Source organism: Lentzea sp. CC55 (assembly GCF_021056325.1).
Lineage (GTDB): Bacteria > Actinomycetota > Actinomycetes > Mycobacteriales > Pseudonocardiaceae > Lentzea > Lentzea jiangxiensis.
In genome coordinates this window covers 176,986-195,189 of the sequence record NZ_JAJCXE010000043.1, presented here as the reverse complement: position 1 = coordinate 195,189, position 18,204 = coordinate 176,986, and the positions used below count along the sequence as shown (strand labels likewise).

Here is an 18,204-nt window from a genome sequence, read left to right as displayed (position 1 = left end):
CGGCTGCACTTGGCTGGGCGGGACTGGCTGGGCGGGACTGGCTGGGCGGGACTGGCCGGGCGGGACTGGCCGGGCGGGACTGAGCCGGACGGCATCGGGTTCGGCGGCACCGCTACGGCTGGGGGTGGGCTGAGCGGCGCCGGGCTTGGTGGCGCCGGTGCGGCTGGAGCTGGGTGGCGCTGGGCCGGGTGGCGCTGGGCTGGGTGGTGGCGGTCGGAAGGCGATCGCCAGGAGGTGGCGCACGGCGGTGGTCAGCGCGCCGGGACGGCGGCGGCTGGGTGGGGTGCGCGATGAGGCGGTGAAGCCTGTGCGGTGGAGGGGAGACGCGAGGTCAGGGGGTGTAGGAGGTGGTTGTGGTCGGCTTGCCGGAGGCTGGGCGCGTCAGGTGGTGGAACTGGGCTTTGGTGCGGTGGTAGAGCGCCAGGGCCGTGCGGGTGAGGCTCATGTGTGGACCAGTTCGGCGAGCTTGGCCAGCTTCGAGTCGCCGATGCCCTCCACCTCGCGGAGTTGGTCCACGGAGGCGAACGGGCCCTTGCGGGTTCGGTGGTCGACGATGCGTTGGGCCGTCACCGGGCCCACCCCGGGCAGGGTGTCCAGTTCGGTGGCCGTCGCGGAGTTCAGGTTCAGCTTCGACTGGGCGCCACCGGGCTGGGGCGGCGCCGGTGGCGGGATGCCCACCGCGATCTGTTCGCCGTCGGCGAGCTTGCGGGCCAGGTTCAGGTGGTGGAGGTCGGTGCCCGGCTTGATGCCGCCTGCCAGGCGGAGGGCGTCGGCCACCCTGGCGCCGCTCGTCACCGTCACGAGGCCCGGGGTGGCGACCTCGCCGATCACGTTGACGACCAGTTCCGGGGCCGGCGCGGAGGTGCTCACCAGGGCCAGGTCCGGGGCTTGTTCGGCGGCGGGGCTCTGCCACCAGCTGCCCAGGCCGATGACGGTGCACGCCACCGCCACACCGAGGGCCAGCAGGCCGCGGCGCGGGAGGCGGGGCAGACGGAAGCGGCGGCGCGGCGGGCCGTGTTCGTCCGAGTCCTCCGACTTCGTGAAGACGAGGGTCGGGTCGGCTCTCACCTTGTCCGCCAGGGCGGCCAGGCGTTCGTGCGGAAGGGTGTCCGGGTGGGAGCGGGGGAGCATGCGAGCGACGTTACGGAGCGGGGTGGGTGGGGAGGTGGGGTGAGCTCCGAAGCTGTGGACTACTCGCGGGTTGTGGACAGGTCGCGATCACTCGGGCGTCTGGGACGGGGAATTGTCGGGGGTCTGTGGGATGCTGTCCGGTCCTCCCGGCAGCACCACGACGCCCAGCACGCCCGGTCCCGTGTGCGCGCCGATCACCGCGCCGACCTCGGAGATCACGCATCCCGTGGAGCCCGGCAGCCGTTCGTCCAGGCGCGTGGCCAGTTCCGCGGCGCGTTCGGGTGCGGCGAGGTGGTGCACCGCCAGTCCGACGGGGCCGTCGCCCGCCGCGGCCGCCGCCAGGTCGACCAGGCGTCCCACCGCACGGCTCATCGTGCGCACCTTCTCCAGCGGCACGATCCGGCCGTCGTCCATGTGCAGCAGGGGTTTCACCGCCAGCGCGGTGCCCACCAGGGCCGCCGCCGTGCCGATCCGCCCACCCCGGCGCAGGTGGTCCAGCGTCTCGAGGCAGAAGAACATCCGCACCTGCTCGGCGACGGAGCTCGCGGCCTCCTCGACCTCGGAGTGCGAACGACCGGCCGAGACCGCGGCGCACGCGCGCAGCACCGCGAACCCGAGCCCCATGCCCGTCGACCGCGAGTCGACCACTCGGATGCGGGCGGGATCGACCTCCTCCGCTGCCAGCCGTGCGGCCTCCCACGTCCCGGACAACTCACGGGAGAGGTGCAGGGACACGACCGCGTCCGACGACGAGAGCACCTCTCGGTAGACGTCGGCCATCTCGCCAGGTGTGGGACGCGACGTCGTCACCCTGCGGTGCTCGGCGAGGGCGCCGGCCAGCTCGGACGGCCCGAAGTCGACGCCGTCGAGGCGTCCGGCGCCGTCCACCGCCACGTGCAGCGGCACCACGGTGATCGCATGGCGCTTCGCGAACCCCTCGGGCAGGTATGCCGTCGAGTCGGTGACGATGGAGATGCGCACGAGCGACGAGCCTACGGGGCTCACTCCTCCGAGCGACTCAACGCCACGGAGGAGATCAGGGCCGCCATCGCCTCGCCCACGAGCTCGTGCCCCTCCCAGCCCCAGTGCATCCCGTCCGGGTTCCCGGCACCGGAGCGCACGTGCTCCCCGATCACTGCGGGCAGGTCCAGCAACGGCACTCCCGCGCCCGCGGCCCACCCGCGCACGGCGGTCACCGCAGCCGCGTGCCCCTGATGCGCGAACGCGTACGTAGGCGCGCGGTGGACCGAAGGCACGATCCCGACCGCCGGCATCGTGTACTGGAGGTTGCGGACCGACTGCAGCATGTCCCGCAGGTACCGCGCCGTCAGCGCGGGAGGCAGAGACGCGCGCGTATAGGGCGCCAACCGAGGTTGAACGTCCTGATAGCGCGCACGAACCCAACGCCGTAGCCAATCGGGCCGCACATAACGCAGCCCCTCGCGCAGATACGTGGGCAACGGCGAAGGCAGCGTGTCCATGCTGCCCACCGCGAACACCAGCACGTCCGTGCGAGGCAGCAACGACCAGATGCGGGGATCCCCGGTCAACGCCCACCAGGCGTCCCGCGCCGTCCACCCGAACCCGGCCGCCAGCTCCGCGGAACCACCCAGGGCCGAGGCGCAGATGTTGTGCCACAGCCTCGGGTGATCGGCGGGCAGCGGTCCGGACGGCCCGAAGAACGACAGCGAGTCGCCGAGGACCAGCAGTCTCAACGCGTGGTGCCCGCGTTGTACGACGACAGCCGCCACCGGTCGTTGCGGCGTGTGAACACGGTCCAGTGGCAGTTCGAGATCCCGCCGAGCTGGGACCAGCTCTCCACCGGCAGGTCGAGCAGCCGGCCGGTCAAAGCGCTGATCAGGCCCCCGTGCGCGCACAGCAGGACCGTCTCGGAGAACTCCGCGTCGACCTCGTGCACGACCTTGATGGCCCGTTCGGCGACCTCGACGCGCGACTCGCCGTCCGGCGGCGTGTAGGTCGGGTCCGTGCGCCACACGGTGACGGCGCCCGGCCACTCCTGCTCCACCTCGGCGGTCGTCAGGCCCTGCCACTTGCCGAGATGGGTCTCGCGCAGCCGCTCGTCGATGCGCAGCGGCACGTCCGCGGACGTGGTGAACACCCGTGCCGTGTCACGCGCGCGCTGCAGGTCGGAGGCGACCACGATCTCCGGTTCGAACCCGGCGAGCACCGGGACGGCGAAGCGGGCCTGGTTCAAGCCGGTCTCGGTGAGCGCCGAGTCCAGATGACCCTGCAGGCGACCTGTCGCGTTGTAGTCGGTCTCACCGTGCCGCCACAGCACGAGCCGGCTCAGGGCCATCAGCTACCTCATTCAGCCGTGGACTCGGCGGGGACGTCCGCTTCGAACTCGATCCGCGGGCAGTCCTTCCACAGCCGCTCCAGGCCGTAGAAGCTGCGCTCCTCCGTGTGCTGCACGTGCACCACGAGGTCCACGAAGTCCAGCAGGACCCATCGGCCCTCGCGGGCCCCTTCGCGGCGCACCGGCTTCTTGCCGGCCTCCCGCAGCTTCTCCTCGATGTTGTCGACGATCGCGCCGACCTGCCGCTCGTTGGGAGCGGACGCGATCACGAACACATCCGTGATCACGAGCTGGTCGGAGACGTCGAGCACCGTCACGTCGTGCGCCTTCTTGTCGGCCGCTGCGTTCGCCGCGACCAGCGCCAGCCGTCGTGCCTCGTCGGTGGCTGCCACGTCACTCCTCTGACTTCCGGCGGGCGTCGATACGCCCACACGAGTTACTGAGGGTACCGGCGAGCGCCAAACCGGTACTTCACGCCCAGGCATGACGAAGGCCACCTCAGCGCCCTGAGGTGGCCTTCACCTGCGCCGAAGCTTAGAGCGGGCGGACCTGCTGGGCCTGCGGCCCCTTCTGGCCCTGGCCGACCTCGAACTCGACCTTCTGGTTCTCCTCGAGCGAGCGGAAACCCTTGGACTGGATCTCCGAGTAGTGCACGAAGACGTCTGCCGAGCCGTCGTCGGGCGCGATGAACCCGAAGCCCTTTTCGGCGTTGAACCACTTCACGGTGCCTGTAGCCAAAGTCTTGCCTTCCACGAACCAGCAACAACCCGCTGATTGTTGCTCCCCGCGCCCTCCAATGCACGCAAAATCCACTCGAACGTGGTCACGACTCGGAGTACAGGCCCGTTTTGGCGATGTACTGGACCACCCCGTCCGGAACGAGGTACCAGACGGGCTGGCCCGAAGCGGTCCGGTCGCGGCACCCGGTGGAGGAGATCGCCATGGCCGGGATCTCGACGAGCGACACCGAACCGGGCGGCAGGTGCCGGTCGTTCAGCGTGTAACCCGGGCGGGTGACTCCGATGAAGTGGGCGAGCTCGAACGCGTCCGCGGCGCGCTTCCACGACAGGATCTGCTCCAGCGCGTCGGCACCGGTGATGAAGAACAGCTCGGCGTCCGGGTACTGCTTCCTGAGGTCCGTGAGCGTGTCCACGGTGTACGTGGGGCCCTCGCGGTCGATGTCGACCCTGCTGACCGAGAACCGGGGGTTGGACGCCGTGGCGATGACCGTCATCAGGTACCGGTCTTCGGCGGGCGAGACCTCCCGCGACGCCTTCTGCCAGGGCTGACCCGTCGGGACGAAGATCACGCGGTCCAGGTCGAACCTGTCCTGCACCTCACTGGCGGCGACGAGGTGACCGTGGTGGATGGGGTCGAACGTGCCACCCATGACGCCGATGCGCATCGAGACAGCGTAGACCGGCGCCGAGCTGCTCCCGTGGCCCGGCGCCGGTCGTGCTGATCACACCGCACGGCCCAGGGGGAGGACGGGCCGTGCGGGTCGCGGCCCACCCCGAAGCAGAGCCGCGCGCACTGGAGGAACGCACGGGCCGCTCCCCCATGACGCGGTCAGCCCAAGATTTTTCTCACCACGCGACGACGAGCTTCATCGGTCCTCTGACCAGCGAACCCTTGCGGAACTCGGCGGGTTCTTCGAGCCGCAGGCCGGGCATCCGGCGCAGCAGCGCGTCCAGTGCCACCTGCAGTTCCATCCTGGCGAGCTGCGAACCGAGGCAGAAGTGGATGCCGTGCCCGAACTGCAGGTGCTGGCCGACCTCGCGCTCCAGGTCCAGTTCGGCGCCGTCCGGGTAGACCGACTCGTCGTGGTTCGCCGACGACACGACCACCAGCACGGCGTCGCCCTCCTTCACCAGCGCGTTGCCGATCCGGACGTCCTCGGTGGCGATGCGGGTGAAGCCGGCGCCGCTGCCCAGCGGGATGAACCGCAGCAGTTCCTCGACGGCGTTCGGCAGCTTCTCGGGGTGTTCGCGGAGGCTCTTCATGGCGTCCGGATGGTCCAACAGCGTGATGACGCTGTTCGCGAGCATGTTCGCCGTCGTCTCGTGTCCCGCCACGAGCAGCGTGATGCCGAAACGGACGAGTTCGTCCTCGCTCAGCCTGTCGTCGTTGTCCCGTGCGGCGACGAGCGCGCCCATCAGGTCGTCCGTGGGGTGTGCGCGACGTGTGGCAACCAGTTGGGTGAAGTAGGCGTGCAGCTTCATCAAGCCGTGCATCGCCTCTTCGGGCGTGTACCCGCCGACTGTGGACAGGACCTGGTTCGACCACGTGCGGAAGTCGTCGCGGTCCTCGAACGGCACCCCGAGCAGCTCGCAGATGATGGTGATCGGGAACGGCATGGTGAAGCCCTCGACCAGGTCGCCGGGGTTGTCCAGGCGGTCGAGCAGCTCGCGGGTGATCTGCTGGGCGCGCGGCCGCAACTCCTCGACCCGGCGGACCGTGAACGCCTTCGACACCAAGCGGCGCATGCGCGCGTGGTCCGCGCCGTCGTGCGTGAGGATCGATTCGCCCGGTGCGATGAGCGGCTGCATCCTCGGCACGTCCCGGTTGACGGTCCGCGCGCGGCTGAACCGAGGATCGCCGAGGACGAACTTCGTCTCTTCGTAGGACGTGACGAGCCAGCCCTCGCCGCCGTAGGGGAACGTCACACGCGAGACGGGCTCGTCACGCCGTAGCCGTTCATACGTCGGATCGAGGGTCAGGCCGTCGGGTTCGGAGAACGGGTAGGTGGGAGCCATGGCTCCGAAGCTAGAGCTACGCCTTCGGGCGCGTGTGCCCTTCGCCCCACACGACCCATTTAGAGGACGTCAGCTCCGTCAGGCCCATCGGACCGCGGGCGTGCAGCTTCTGCGTGGAGATGCCGATCTCCGCGCCCATGCCGAACTCCGCGCCGTCGGTGAAGGCCGTGGAGGCGTTCACGAACACCGCCGCCGCGTCCACACGGGCCGTGAACCTGCGTGCCGCCACCACGTCGCTCGTGACGATGGCCTCGCTGTGACCCGAGCCGTACGTCGCGATGTGCCGCACGGCCTCGTCGAGCGAGTCGACGACCTTCGCGGCGATGTCGAGGCTGAGGTACTCGGTGCCCCAGTCGTCGTCGGTCGCGCCGAGGACGTCGGGCTGCCGGGCGAACTGCTCGTCGCCGTGGATCGTGACGCTCTCCTGCTGCAGCGCCTTGGTGATGCGCGGGACGAACTCGTCCGCCACGTCCTTGTGCACCAGGAGGGACTCGGCGGCGTTGCACACGCTCGTGCGGCGCGTCTTGGCGTTGAGGACGATCGACTCGGCCATGTCGAGGTCGGCGTGCGCGTCGACGTAGACGTGGCAGTTGCCGACGCCGGTCTCGATCGTGGGAACGGTCGCCTGCTCGACGACGGCGTTGATCAGGCCGGAGCCGCCGCGCGGGATGACCAGGTCGACCAGGCCGCGCGCGGTGATGAGGTGGGTGACGGACGCGCGGTCGTGGCACGGCAGCAGCTGCACCGAGTCAGCCGGCAGGTTCACGCTTTCGAGTGCATCGCGCAGGACGCCGACGAGTGTGGTGTTGGAGTTCTCGGCGGTCGAGGAACCGCGCAGCAGGGCGGCGTTGCCCGACTTCAGCGCGAGGCCGGCGGCGTCGACCGTGACGTTCGGGCGGCCTTCGTAGACCATGCCGACGACGCCCATCGGGACGCGGACCTGCTTGAGCTCGAGGCCGTTCGGGAGGATGCCGCCGGTGATCACCTGACCGACCGGGTCCGGCAGGCCCGCCACGGTCTCCAGGCCGGTGGCGACGCCGTCGACGCGCGCCTCGGTGAGGGCGAGGCGGTCGAGGATGTTGTCCGGGAGACCCGCTGCCCTGCCCGCGTCGAGGTCCTTCCGGTTGGCCTCGAGGATCTCCGGCGTGCGCTTGCGGAGCGCGGCGGCCATCTCCAGGAGCGCGGTGTCCTTGCGCTCGCGGGTGGCGAGGACGAGTTCGTCGGCGGCGACGCGGGCGCGGCGAGCTGCTGCGTGTACCTGGTCGCGCAGGTCATCAGTCACGCTGCACAGCTTACGACCTGCGACAATCACAATTGTCAGAGTGGCCTGGCAAGCTTGCTCCCCATGGACGACATGGCGTTGCGAGAACTGGCGGAGGAACGGCTGCGGGCACTGGCGGGCCCGGACGCCGTGCTGCGCGAGGACCAGTGGACGGCGATCCACACCCTCGTGGCGCAGCGCCGCAGAGCTCTCGTCGTCCAGCGCACCGGCTGGGGCAAGTCGGCGGTGTACTTCATCGCGACGGCGCTGCTGCGCCAGCTCGGTGAGGGGCCCACGGTCATCGTGTCGCCGTTGCTCGCGTTGATGCGCAACCAGATCGACGCCGCGGCGAGGGCCGGTGTGCACGCGGTGACGATCAACTCGGCGAACACCGACGAGTGGGACGCCGTGCAGGAGCAGGTCGCCGCGGGCGAGGTCGACGTGCTGCTGGTGAGCCCGGAACGCCTGAACAACCCTGACTTCCGCGATTCGGTGCTGCCGTCGTTGACGGCGTCCGCGGGCATGCTCGTCGTCGACGAGGCGCACTGCATCTCGGACTGGGGGCACGACTTCCGGCCCGACTACCGCCGGCTGCGGACGTTGCTGACGGAGCTGCCGCCGGGGGTGCCGGTGCTCGCGACCACGGCGACGGCCAACAACAGGGTGGTCCACGACGTCACCGAGCAGCTGGGGCTCGGCGCCGACGAGGGCACGCTGGTGCTGCGCGGGCCGCTCGACCGGGACAGCCTGCGCCTGTCGGTCGCGCTGCTGCCGACCGCGGAGTCACGGCTCGGGTGGCTGGCGGAGCAGCTCGACCGCATGCCCGGTTCCGGGATCATCTACACGCTGACCGTGGCGGCGGCGGACGACATCGCGGCGTTCCTCGCCTCGCGCGGGTTCGCGGTGGCGGCGTACTCGGGCAAGACCGAGCCGGCCGAGCGGGAGCGGGCCGAGCAGGACCTGCTCGAGAACCGGGTCAAGGCGCTCGTGGCCACCTCGGCGCTCGGCATGGGGTTCGACAAGCCGGACCTGGGGTTCGTCGTGCACGTCGGCGCCCCGTCGTCCCCGATCGCCTACTACCAGCAGATCGGCCGGGCGGGCCGCGGTGTCGAGCGGGCCGAGGTGGTTCTGCTGCCGGGTCACGAGGACCGCGACATCTGGGCGTACTTCGCGTCGCTGGCGTTCCCGCCGGAGGTCGTGGTGCGCCAGGTGCTGTCGGCTCTCGACGGTGCCGGCAGGCCGCTCTCGACGGCGGCGCTGGAGCCGGTGGTCGAGCTGTCGCGCGGCCGGCTCGAGGTGGTGCTGAAGGTCCTCGACGTCGACGGCGCGGTCCGGCGCGTGCGCGGGGGCTGGGAGTCGACCGGTCGGCCGTGGGAGTACGACGGCGAGCGGTACGCGCGCATCGCCGAGGCGCGCAGGGCCGAGCAGCAGGTGATGATCGACTACCTGCGGACCGGCTCGTGCCGGATGAAGTTCCTGCAGGACCAGCTCGACGACCCGACCTCGCACGAGTGCGGGCGTTGCGACAACTGCACCGGCGAGCGGCTGTCGGTCGAGGTGTCGGACACGGCGGCGAGCGCGGCTCGTGAACGGTTGCTGCGTCCCGGCCTGGACGTGGCGCCGCGCAAGATGTGGCCGACGGGCATGAACGCGATCGGCGTTCCGCTGTCCGGCAAGATCCCCGCGACCGAGGTGGCGGCCACGGGCAGGGCGCTCGGCCGGCTCACCGACATCGGCTGGGGCAACCGGTTGCGCGACCTGCTGGCCGACGGGAACGACCGCGAGATCCCGGACGACGTGTTCGCGGCGTGCGTGAAGGTGCTGACGGCGTGGGGCTGGGACGAACGGCCGGTCGGCGTGGTCGCGGTCGGCTCGCGCAGGCGACCGCAGCTGGTCGGCAGCTTCGGGCGGAGGATCGCGGAGATCGGCCGGCTGCCGTTCCTGGGCACCGTGTGGCTCGGCGAGTCGACGCACCGGGCCAACAGCGCCCAGCGGCTGGCCGGGCTCGTGCGGGCGGGCGAGACGCCTGACGTGTCCGGTGTGGACGGTCCGGTTCTGCTGGTGGACGACCACATCGACACCGGGTGGACGATGACGGTCGCGGCTCGGGCGCTCAGGAAGGAGGGGGTGTCCGCCGTGCTGCCGTTCGCGCTGGCGGTGACGAACTGAGTCCGGCTCGTCCTGACCGGAGGCGGGCGGGAAGCTCCCGCCCGTGCGACCCCGGAGCCGTGACAGGAGCACCCGCGGCTGTCCACCGTGATCCCGTGGCTGGGACCGGCGGTTGCGCACCGACGCGGCCTGGCGTTGTGGCACTGTCCTCGGCATGACTGCGGAAGTCGTGCGGTTCCGGCAGGCCGACCTCCTCGCCGGTCTGCACCGGAGGTTCGGGCCGGTCGTGCGGATGGGTCCGTACACCTACCTCCTCGGGGCCGAGGCGAACCGGTTCGTGTTCGCGCACTCCGAGCTGTTCGAGGTGGAGCGGGCGTTCCAGTCGCTGGTGCCGGTGGACGGGCCCACGTCGCTGATCGTGAGCGACGGCGAGGACCACAAGCGGCGGCGCAGGTTCGTGCAGCCCGCGTTGGCGCATCGGCAGATCGCCGGTCATGTGCCGGTCGTGCGGGCCAACGCCGAGGCCGTGCTCGACTCGTGGCGGCCCGGCGACGTGGTCGACGTCTACCAGGAGTTCCGGCGGGCGGTCCGGCGCAGCACGATCCACGCGTTGTTCGGCGAGGAACTGGCGCGGGACTCGGACTTCTTCGGGGCGCACCTGCAGGTGCTGATCAACCTGGTCGACCGCAACCCCGCTGTCGTGACGGTGCTCCGGCGGACGAAGGCGCCGGCCTGGCGTGACGCGATGCGGGCGCGCAGGGCCGTGGACGCACGGGTGTACCAGGCGATCGAGGAGACACGTCAGGGCGGGACGGCCGGAGACGTGCTCACCTCTCTCGTGCAGGGCGACGGGTTGAGCGATCTGGAGGTCCGCGACCAGGTCGTCACGCTGATCGCGGCCGGATACGAGACGACCAGTGCCGCTATGGCGTGGGCGGTGTTCAACCTGTTGCGGCACAACGGAGTCTGGGAGCGTGCGCAGGAAGACGACGACTACCTGGCCAACGTCGTCAACGAGACGCTCCGGCTGTACCCACCGGCGGTGGTGTCGGCAAGGGTGGCGGCGCAGCCGTTCGAGTTCGCCGGGAAGAAGATCAAGCAGGGCGCGTTCCTGTTGTACAGCCCGTACGTCACGCATCGGCTCGAAGAGATCTATCGGGATCCGTTGCGGTTCGACCCCGATCGCTGGCAGACCAAGCCGGCGCCGCACGAGTTCCTGCCGTTCGGCGGCGGCCCGCACCGGTGCATCGGCGCCGGGCTCGCCACCACCTCGCTCACGGTGATGCTGAAGGCGTTGCTGCAGAGGCCGAAGCCGGAGCTGCTCCCCCAGCGCATCACGCCGACCAGTGTTGCCGCGATGCGTCCCAAGCGGGGCCTCAGAGTCCGAGCAGCAGGGTGACGGCCGAGGCGGTGCAGGCGACGGTGCGCAGGTGGTTCCAGAGCGTCCACCGCCGCAGGTACGCGGGCCAGTAGGCGTCGTCGGTCTGTTCGAGACGGTTGTTCATCGGCACGTTGACGACGACTGTCACCAGGAAGCAGCCGACGACGTAGAGCAGGCCACCGACGATCCGGCCCTGGAACACCTCGACGGCGCACAGGACCAGGGTGCCGACGAACAGCAGCAGGAACGCCGGGTTCTGGATGCGGGCGTTGATCCGCCGCATGGCGGCGCGGCCATCAGGCCGGTGGCGGTGACCGTGATCAGCGTGACTTTCCCCATGCCGGTAACTCTGTCCCGGCAGCGTCGGACTCTCAATGACAATTCATCGCGCAGGCTTGCTCGTTCGTCCAGAATCAACGACATGACGGACGCACTGGGCGAAGCGCTGCACCTGTTGAGGATGTCCGGCACTTTCTACTGCCGCAACGAGCTCACCGCGCCGTGGGGCGCGACGATGCCCGACATGGCGGACTGCCTGTGGTTCCACGTGCTGACCAGCGGCCGGTGCGACGTCGAGGTGGACGGCCGGGTCATCCCGCTCGAACCCGGCGACGTGCTGCTCGTCCCCGGCGGGCAGCGTCACCGGCTGTTCCACGGCGAGGCGGAGTCGCCGGTCGTCACGACGCTGCCGCACGAGTTCGAGACCGAGAACTACGCGGTCCTGCGCCACGGTGGCGGCGGCGCGGTGACGCACCTCGTGTGCGGCGCGGTCCGCTTCGACCACCCGGCCGCCAAGCACCTCGTCACCGTCCTGCCGAACGTGCTCCACGTGCGGCAGGCCGACGACATGCGCGCCACGATCGATCTCATGGCCGCCGAGGCGAAGGCCGTGCGGCCCGGCGGCGAGGCGGTCATCACCCGGCTCGCGGACGTCCTGGTGATCCAGACGATCCGCTCGTGGCTCGCCACCGACCCGGCCGCGCGCACCGGGTGGCTGGGAGCGTTGCAGGACCAGCAGATCGGGCAGGCACTCGCGCTGATCCACCGCGACCCCGCCCAGCCGTGGACCGTCGAACGCCTCGCGCACCGGACGGCCATGTCGCGGTCGGCGTTCGCGGCGCGGTTCACCGAGCTCGTCGGTGAACCGGCCATGCGGTACGTCACGCGGTGGCGCATGCACGTGGCGATGAACCGCCTCAAAGACCGCGACAGCACCGTCAGCGAGATCGCCCGCGGTCTCGGTTACGAGTCGGAGGCGGCGTTCAGCCGGGCGTTCAAGCGGATCGTCGGGGTGTCGCCGGGTCAGGCGCGGGCGGGCTGAAGCAGGTCCCAGCGGTTGCCGTAGAGGTCCTCGAACACGGCCACCCGACCGTAGACCTCGTCGCGCGGCTCCTCCCGGAAGTGCACGCCGTACGCGGTCATGCGGGCGTGGTCGCGGTCGAAGTCGTCGGTGTTCAGGAAGAACCCGACGCGGCCACCGGTCTGGTCGCCCACCCGTGCCTGCTGCTGCCCTGTGCCAGCCCGGGCCAGCAGCAAGGACGTCCCCTCCCCCGCCGACACCACGACCCAGCGCTTGTCGCCCTGCGGAATGTCCTCGACCAGCATGAACCCGAGCCCTTCCACGTAGAAGCGGATCGCCTCGTCGTAGTCGCGGACCACCAGCGTCACCAACCCAATAGATCGCACGGCGACGAGTATCGACGACGAGAGAGGTCTACCCGCACATGGCTGACTCACTCGTGCTCCTGCACCCCGGCGGCGCGGACCCGTCCGCGTTCGGACCGCAGTTCGACGCTCTCGCCGATTTCGCCCTGCACGCACCACACCGGACGAACCAGGCCACTCAGGACCACGCGGAGATGGCGCTCGAGACCGTCGAGTTCCTCGACCGCACCGGGCCGGCTCACCTGCTCGGCTGCAGCGACGGCGCCACGATCGCGCTTCTCACCGCCGTGCTCCGACCTGATCTCGTGCGACGGCTTGTGGTCGTGTGTGGCGTCTACCACCACAACGGCTGGGACCCGGCCACGGAGCTGACGCCGATGCACCGCCGTTCGCCCGCGCTGACCGGAACAGATCTCGGGAAACTGCCGAACCGCACACTGGTCATGATCGGCGACGACGACGAAGTCACGCTGGAGCACGCCACGGCCATGTACCGGGCGCTGCCGAACGCCGAACTGGCGGTCGTCCCGGGCACGTCACACGGGCTGCTGCACGAGAAACCCGCGCTGTGCAACGCGATGATCATCGACTTCCTGTCCAACGACCCGGTCAAGACATACGCACCGATTCGTCGCCGTATGTGATTGGCTGACTGCATGGCGGTTACATCGGAGAAGCACCGACTGCCCGTACGCACGCTCGTCGCGTCCAGCGCCGGCAACGCCGTCGAGTGGTACGACTGGGGCATCTACACGGCGTTCAGCATCTACTTCGCCACCCAGATCTTCCCCTCCGGCAACGAGGCCGCGGCGCTGCTGAGCACGTTCGCCACGTTCGCCCTGGCCTTCTTCTTCCGCCCGCTCGGCGGTTACCTGCTCGGCCGGTTCGCGGACCTCCAGGGCCGCCGCACCGCGATGCTGCTGACGATCGTGCTGATGTCCGGCGGCTCGGTCGTGATCGGCCTGCTGCCCACGTTCGAGCAGGTCGGGTGGCTCTCCCCGGCGCTGCTGGTGCTCGCCCGCATCGCGCAGGGCATGGCGCTCGGCGGTGAGGTGTCGAACGCCTCGGCGTACCTCGCGGAGATCGCGCCCGCCTCCCACCGCGGGCGGTACTCGTCGTTCTTCTACATCTCGACCGGCGCGGCGGTGCTGATCGCGTCGCTGCTCGGGTTCTTCCTGTCGCGCAACCTCGACAAGGCCGCGATGGCCTCCTACGGCTGGCGCGTGCCGTTCCTGATCGGCGGCGTGCTCGGACTGGTCGGGCTGTGGCTGCGGCGCGAGCTCGAGGAGACCGAGCAGTTCGAGGACAACAGGGCGAAGGCCGAAAGCCTGCGCAACCCGCTGCTCACGACCGTCAGGGAACACCCGAAGGCCGTCGGGCAGCTCATCGGCATCACGCTGCTGTCGACGCTGAGCTTCTACACGTTCTTCAGCGCGCTGACGCCGTACGCGGTGAAGTCCCGGGGTGCCGACGACATCGACGTGTTCCTGGCACTGTCGATCGGCACCGTCGTGTTCATCGCGCTGCAGTACCCGCTGGGGTGGACGGCCGACCGCTACGGCCGCAAACCGCAGATGCTCGTCTGGTCCGCGGCGATGGCGTTGCTGGTCGTGCCGCTGTCGACGCTGGTCGGACCCGGCCTCGCGAACCTCGTGGTCGTCTTCGCCGTGGGCCTGGGGCTCTACACGGCGATCACGTCGATCGCGCCCGCGATCATGAGCGAGCTGTTCCCGACCGAACTGCGCGGGCTCGGCATCGGCGCCTGGTACAACCTGACGGTCGCGCTGTTCGGGGGCACGGCACCGCTGGTCATCCAGGCCGTCGGCGGGACGGTGTTCTTCTGGTACGTCGCCGTCGCCGCCGTCATCACGTTCCTGGTGGTGCTCACCCTTCCGGAGACAAGGGGTGTTCCGTTGAGCTGAGGCAGAACTCGTTGCCCTCGGGATCGGCCAGCACGAACCAGACGCCGTCACGGCTCACCACGGACGCGCCCAGGGCGACGAGCCGCGCCACCTCGGCCTCGACGTCGTCGCACCACAGGTCGACGTGCACGCGGTTCTTGACCGTCTTCGGCTCCGGCACGCGGTTGAAGAAGAACCGGGGCGACCCGGCGAGCAGCACCGACGGGTCGTCCTCGGGGTCGTCGATCCCCATCGCGCTCAGACGGGCCAGCTCGGCGTCGTCGTACGGCGCCATCTCGTGGTCGTCGAGCGCCTGCGCCCAGAACCGGGCGAGCGACGCGGGATGGGCGCAGTCGATGACGACGTCGTGCATCCGGGCCATGCCCCGACCCTAGCGGTGCAGCGGCACCAAATCATCGGCATGGACGACCTCGCGCCGTTGCTCCTCCGGCAGGTCGTGCGTCTTGCGGCCGATCAACGACGGCAGCTCCGCCGAGTCGTAGCCGGCCACACCGCGGGCCACGACCTCGCCCGCGAGGCTGACCAGCTCGACGACGTCGCCCGCCTCGAAGTCGCCGTCCACGCCCGTGATGCCGGCCGCCAGCAGCGACCGGCGCCGGCCGACCACCGCGGCGACAGCGCCGTCGTCGAGGTGCAGGCGGCCGTTCGCGTCCGTGGCGTAGCCGAGCCAGAACCGGCGGGCGGTGAGGCGCGACCCCGTGGCCGCGAACGCCGTGCCGACGTCCGCGGTGGTGAGTGCGCGCCCGGCTTCCGTGGCGCTGGTCAGCAGGACCGGGATGCCCGCGGACGACGCCAGGCGGGCGGCGGCGAGCTTGGACGCCATGCCGCCGGTGCCCAGACCGGACGCGCCCGCGGCACCCGCCTGCACACCGTCCACATCGGACGCCGACGCCACCTCGGAGATGCGGACGGCACCCGGCTTGCGCGGGTCGCCCGAGTAGAGCGCGTCCACGTCGGACAGCAGGAACAACGCGTCCGCGCCGACGAGGTGGGCCACCAGTGCCGCGAGGCGGTCGTTGTCGCCGAAGCGGATCTCTTCGGTGGCGACGGTGTCGTTCTCGTTCACGACCGGAACCGCGCCCAGCGCCAGCAGCCGGTCGAACGTCCGCTGGGCGTTGCGGTAGTGGGCGCGCCGCACCACGTCGTCGGCGGTCAGCAGGACCTGGCCGACGGTCAGCGAGTAGCGGCCGAACGAGTTGGCGTAGGCGTGCGCCAGCGTGAGCTGCCCGACGCTCGCCGCGGCCTGCTGGGTGGCGAGGTCGCGCGGGCGGCGGGAGATCTTCAACGGCGCCAGGCCCGCCGCGATCGCACCGGAGGACACGAGCACGACCTGGCTACCCGCGGCGCAACGCGCGGCGAGGGCGTCGACCAGCGCGTCGAGACGCGCCGGGTCGAGGCCACCTGCCGCCGTGGTCAGGGAGGACGACCCGACCTTGACCACGATGCGGTGCGCCGAGGCGACCGCCTGCCGGGCTTGTGAGACCACGGGGGCCGTCACGGGTTACTCCTCGTCGAAGTCGTCGCCGTAGTCGCCGGGCGCGCGGCGGGCCTTCTTCAGGGCCTTGCGCTCGTGGGCGCCGATGCGGTCGTTGCGCTCGAGGCGGGCGTCCGTGCCACGTCCGGTCATCGTCATCGCGATGCCCGCCGGGGTGGTCGGCTCCCAGTCGAAGATCAGGTCGCCGATGGTGACCTGGCAACCGGGGACGGCGCCCATCTTCACGAGCTTCTCCTCGACGCCCAGCCTGTTCAGGCGGTCCGCGAGGTAACCGACGGCTTCGTCGTTGGAGAAGTCGGTCTGGCGGATCCAGCGCTCGGGGCGTTCGCCCTTCACGATGAAGCCACCCTCGACCGAGGGGTCCTCGGTCACGGTGAAGCCCTGGTCGTCTACGGCGGTCGGCCGCAGCACGATTCGGGTCGACTCCTTCTTCGGCTGGGCGGCGCGGTACTCGCGCACGACCTCGGCCAGTTTGAACGTCAGCTCGCGCAGACCCTGGCGGGACACCGTCGACACCTCGAAGACCGGCAGGCCGCGGGCCTCGATCTCCGGGCGGACGATGTCGGCGAGGTCTTGGGCGTCCGGGATGTCGACCTTGTTGAGGATCACCACGCGCGGGCGGTCCTCGAAGTTCCCGCCCAGCGCCGGGGTGTACTCCGACAGTTCCCTCTCGAGCGCGTCGATGTCCGCGATCGGGTCGCGGCCCGGCTCGTACGTCGCGCAGTCGACGACGTGCGCGAGAACGGCCGTGCGCTCGATGTGGCGCAGGAAGTCGAGGCCGAGGCCCTTGCCCTGCGACGCACCGGGGATCAGGCCGGGAACGTCCGCCATCGTGAAGATGGTGTCGCCCGCGGTGATCACGCCGAGGTTCGGGACCAGCGTGGTGAACGGGTAGTCGGCGATCTTCGGCTTCGCGGCGGAGAGCACGGAGATCAGCGACGACTTGCCGGCCGACGGGAAGCCGAGCAGGCCGACGTCCGCGACGGACTTGAGCTCCAGCACCAGGTCGCGCGTCTCGCCCGGCTCACCGAGCAGCGCGAAACCGGGGGCCTTGCGGGCCTTGGACGCGAGCGAGGCGTTGCCCAGGCCTCCACGGCCACCGGCGGCGGCGATGAGCGTGGTGCCCTCGCCGACCAGGTCGGCCACGATCTCGCCGTCCTCGGTCAGCACGACGGTGCCGTCCGGGACGCGCAGGACCAGGTCCTCGCCGTTGGCGCCGTCGCGGTTCGCACCGGCGCCGGCCTTGCCGCTGGTGGCGGAAGCGTGCGGGCGGAAGTGGAAGTCGAGCAGGGTGTGCACCTGCGAGTCGACCACGAGGACGACGTCGCCGCCCTTGCCCCCGTTGCCGCCGTCCGGGCCGCCGAGCGGCTTGAACTTCTCGCGGTGCACTGAAGCACAACCGTTGCCCCCGTTGCCGGCGGCAGCGTGGATCACCACCCGGTCTACGAAGCGGGCCACGGAACTACTTCCCTTCAAACGTCTTGGACAAGCAACGAGGGGCGGAGCCGGGTGACCGGTTCCGCCCCTCGCAGAGGTCTAACTACGTCGCGGAGACGGTCCTCAGACCGCGACCGGGACGATGTTGACGGTCTTGCGACCGCGCTTCGTACCGAACTCCACCGCACCCGGCAGCAGGGCGAACAGCGTGTCGTCCTTGCCGATGCCGACGCCGACTCCGGGGTGGAACTTGGTGCCGCGCTGGCGGATCAGGATCTCGCCGGCCTTGACGACCTGACCGCCGAACCGCTTCACACCCAGGTACTGGGGGTTGGAGTCACGGCCGTTGCGGGAACTGGATGCACCCTTTTTGTGTGCCATGAGAAGTCAGGTCCTCACTTACCGGTGATGCCGGTGACCTCGACGCGGGTCAACTTCTGACGGTGACCCTGTCGCTTGTGGTAGCCGGTCTTGTTCTTGAACTTGTGGATGCGAATCTTCGGGCCCTTGGTGTGCTCGACCAGCTTGCCGGTAACCGAGAACTTCGCCAGGGCGTCCGCGTCAGCGGTGACGTCAGTGCCGTCGACCACGAGCAGAGCCTGGAGGGAGATTTCGGTGCCCGGCTCGCCCTCGAGCTTCTCGACCTCGACGATGTCGCCGACAGCGACCTTGTACTGCTTGCCGCCGGTCTTGACGATCGCGTACATCAGGACGGAAGTCTCCTGCTACT

The 18,204-nt window shown here is 70.2% G+C and carries 21 protein-coding genes; 5 read left to right on the top strand and 16 right to left on the bottom strand.

Annotation, left to right across the window (positions count from 1 at the left end):
* Window positions 1-441 precede the first annotated feature (441 nt).
* The 9 genes from L6E10_RS28160 to L6E10_RS28120 form a co-directional block, all read right to left on the bottom strand.
* A complete protein-coding gene (locus tag L6E10_RS28160; RefSeq protein WP_236222997.1) occupies window positions 442-1,131 on the bottom strand; it encodes a helix-hairpin-helix domain-containing protein in 690 nt (229 codons plus the stop codon).
* A gap of 87 nt (window positions 1,132-1,218) precedes the next feature.
* On the bottom strand, window positions 1,219-2,112 hold the full coding sequence (locus L6E10_RS28155; protein ID WP_236222995.1) for a DegV family protein: 894 nt from the start codon (window positions 2,110-2,112) through the stop codon (window positions 1,219-1,221).
* A gap of 20 nt (window positions 2,113-2,132) precedes the next feature.
* Complete coding sequence (gene octT / locus L6E10_RS28150) at window positions 2,133-2,846, bottom strand: diglucosylglycerate octanoyltransferase (RefSeq protein WP_236222994.1); 714 nt, start codon at window positions 2,844-2,846, stop codon at window positions 2,133-2,135.
* The gene (locus L6E10_RS28145) at window positions 2,843-3,448 is read right to left on the bottom strand and encodes a histidine phosphatase family protein (RefSeq protein ID WP_236222992.1); all 606 of its coding nucleotides are present in this window, start codon (window positions 3,446-3,448) and stop codon (window positions 2,843-2,845) included. The genes octT and L6E10_RS28145 overlap by 4 nt, the downstream gene beginning before the upstream one ends.
* Window positions 3,449-3,456: 8 nt before the next feature.
* On the bottom strand, window positions 3,457-3,840 hold the full coding sequence (gene rsfS, locus L6E10_RS28140; protein ID WP_236222990.1) for a ribosome silencing factor: 384 nt from the start codon (window positions 3,838-3,840) through the stop codon (window positions 3,457-3,459).
* Window positions 3,841-3,982: 142 nt separating this feature from the next.
* Complete coding sequence (locus tag L6E10_RS28135; protein WP_030468099.1) at window positions 3,983-4,186, bottom strand: cold-shock protein; 204 nt, start codon at window positions 4,184-4,186, stop codon at window positions 3,983-3,985.
* An 85-nt stretch (window positions 4,187-4,271) separates the two neighbouring features.
* Window positions 4,272-4,853, bottom strand: coding sequence for a nicotinate-nucleotide adenylyltransferase (gene nadD, locus L6E10_RS28130; RefSeq protein WP_236222988.1), 582 nt, complete (start codon window positions 4,851-4,853; stop codon window positions 4,272-4,274).
* Between the two features lie 181 nt (window positions 4,854-5,034).
* Window positions 5,035-6,204 (bottom strand): cytochrome P450, encoded by a 1,170-nt coding sequence (locus L6E10_RS28125; protein ID WP_236222986.1) that lies wholly within the window; start codon window positions 6,202-6,204, stop codon window positions 5,035-5,037.
* 16 nt (window positions 6,205-6,220) lie between these two features.
* Window positions 6,221-7,486, bottom strand: a complete 1,266-nt coding sequence (locus L6E10_RS28120; protein WP_236222984.1) for a glutamate-5-semialdehyde dehydrogenase — start codon at window positions 7,484-7,486, stop codon at window positions 6,221-6,223.
* Window positions 7,487-7,549: 63 nt separating this feature from the next.
* Between L6E10_RS28120 and L6E10_RS28115 the strand changes: the two genes are divergently transcribed.
* Entirely contained in the window at window positions 7,550-9,634 is a 2,085-nt protein-coding gene (locus L6E10_RS28115) for a RecQ family ATP-dependent DNA helicase (protein ID WP_236222983.1), read from the top strand.
* A 154-nt stretch (window positions 9,635-9,788) separates the two neighbouring features.
* Window positions 9,789-10,973 (top strand): cytochrome P450, encoded by a 1,185-nt coding sequence (locus L6E10_RS28110; RefSeq protein ID WP_236222981.1) that lies wholly within the window; start codon window positions 9,789-9,791, stop codon window positions 10,971-10,973.
* Here L6E10_RS28110 and L6E10_RS28105 read toward each other — a convergent pair.
* Complete coding sequence (locus tag L6E10_RS28105; RefSeq protein ID WP_236222979.1) at window positions 10,951-11,238, bottom strand: DUF1772 domain-containing protein; 288 nt, start codon at window positions 11,236-11,238, stop codon at window positions 10,951-10,953. The genes L6E10_RS28110 and L6E10_RS28105 overlap by 23 nt on opposite strands.
* Window positions 11,239-11,376: 138 nt before the next feature.
* On the opposite strand from L6E10_RS28105, the gene L6E10_RS28100 reads away from it, so the two are divergent.
* A complete protein-coding gene (locus tag L6E10_RS28100) occupies window positions 11,377-12,276 on the top strand; it encodes an AraC family transcriptional regulator (protein ID WP_236222977.1) in 900 nt (299 codons plus the stop codon).
* Here L6E10_RS28100 and L6E10_RS28095 read toward each other — a convergent pair.
* Window positions 12,258-12,626: a VOC family protein gene (locus L6E10_RS28095; protein WP_240011470.1), complete on the bottom strand. Its 369-nt coding sequence runs from the start codon at window positions 12,624-12,626 to the stop codon at window positions 12,258-12,260. The genes L6E10_RS28100 and L6E10_RS28095 overlap by 19 nt on opposite strands.
* 53 nt (window positions 12,627-12,679) lie before the next feature.
* Between L6E10_RS28095 and L6E10_RS28090 the strand changes: the two genes are divergently transcribed.
* Both L6E10_RS28090 and L6E10_RS28085 read left to right on the top strand, forming a co-directional pair.
* The gene (locus L6E10_RS28090) at window positions 12,680-13,264 is read left to right on the top strand and encodes an alpha/beta fold hydrolase (protein WP_236222974.1); all 585 of its coding nucleotides are present in this window, start codon (window positions 12,680-12,682) and stop codon (window positions 13,262-13,264) included.
* A gap of 12 nt (window positions 13,265-13,276) precedes the next feature.
* Window positions 13,277-14,542, top strand: coding sequence for an MFS transporter (locus tag L6E10_RS28085; RefSeq protein ID WP_236222972.1), 1,266 nt, complete (start codon window positions 13,277-13,279; stop codon window positions 14,540-14,542).
* On the opposite strand, the gene L6E10_RS28080 is transcribed toward L6E10_RS28085, so the two are convergent.
* From L6E10_RS28080 to rplU, 5 genes are all read right to left on the bottom strand, one after another.
* Entirely contained in the window at window positions 14,505-14,903 is a 399-nt protein-coding gene (locus L6E10_RS28080; RefSeq protein WP_090100102.1) for a VOC family protein, read from the bottom strand. The genes L6E10_RS28085 and L6E10_RS28080 overlap by 38 nt on opposite strands.
* 9 nt (window positions 14,904-14,912) lie before the next feature.
* Window positions 14,913-16,040, bottom strand: a complete 1,128-nt coding sequence (gene proB / locus L6E10_RS28075; RefSeq protein WP_236222970.1) for a glutamate 5-kinase — start codon at window positions 16,038-16,040, stop codon at window positions 14,913-14,915.
* Between the two features lie 3 nt (window positions 16,041-16,043).
* Window positions 16,044-17,495: a GTPase ObgE gene (gene obgE, locus L6E10_RS28070; RefSeq protein ID WP_236222969.1), complete on the bottom strand. Its 1,452-nt coding sequence runs from the start codon at window positions 17,493-17,495 to the stop codon at window positions 16,044-16,046.
* Window positions 17,496-17,597: 102 nt separating this feature from the next.
* Window positions 17,598-17,855, bottom strand: a complete 258-nt coding sequence (gene rpmA / locus L6E10_RS28065; RefSeq protein WP_053735607.1) for a 50S ribosomal protein L27 — start codon at window positions 17,853-17,855, stop codon at window positions 17,598-17,600.
* A 14-nt stretch (window positions 17,856-17,869) separates the two neighbouring features.
* Window positions 17,870-18,181, bottom strand: coding sequence for a 50S ribosomal protein L21 (gene rplU / locus L6E10_RS28060; protein ID WP_065913850.1), 312 nt, complete (start codon window positions 18,179-18,181; stop codon window positions 17,870-17,872).
* Window positions 18,182-18,204 lie beyond the last annotated feature (23 nt).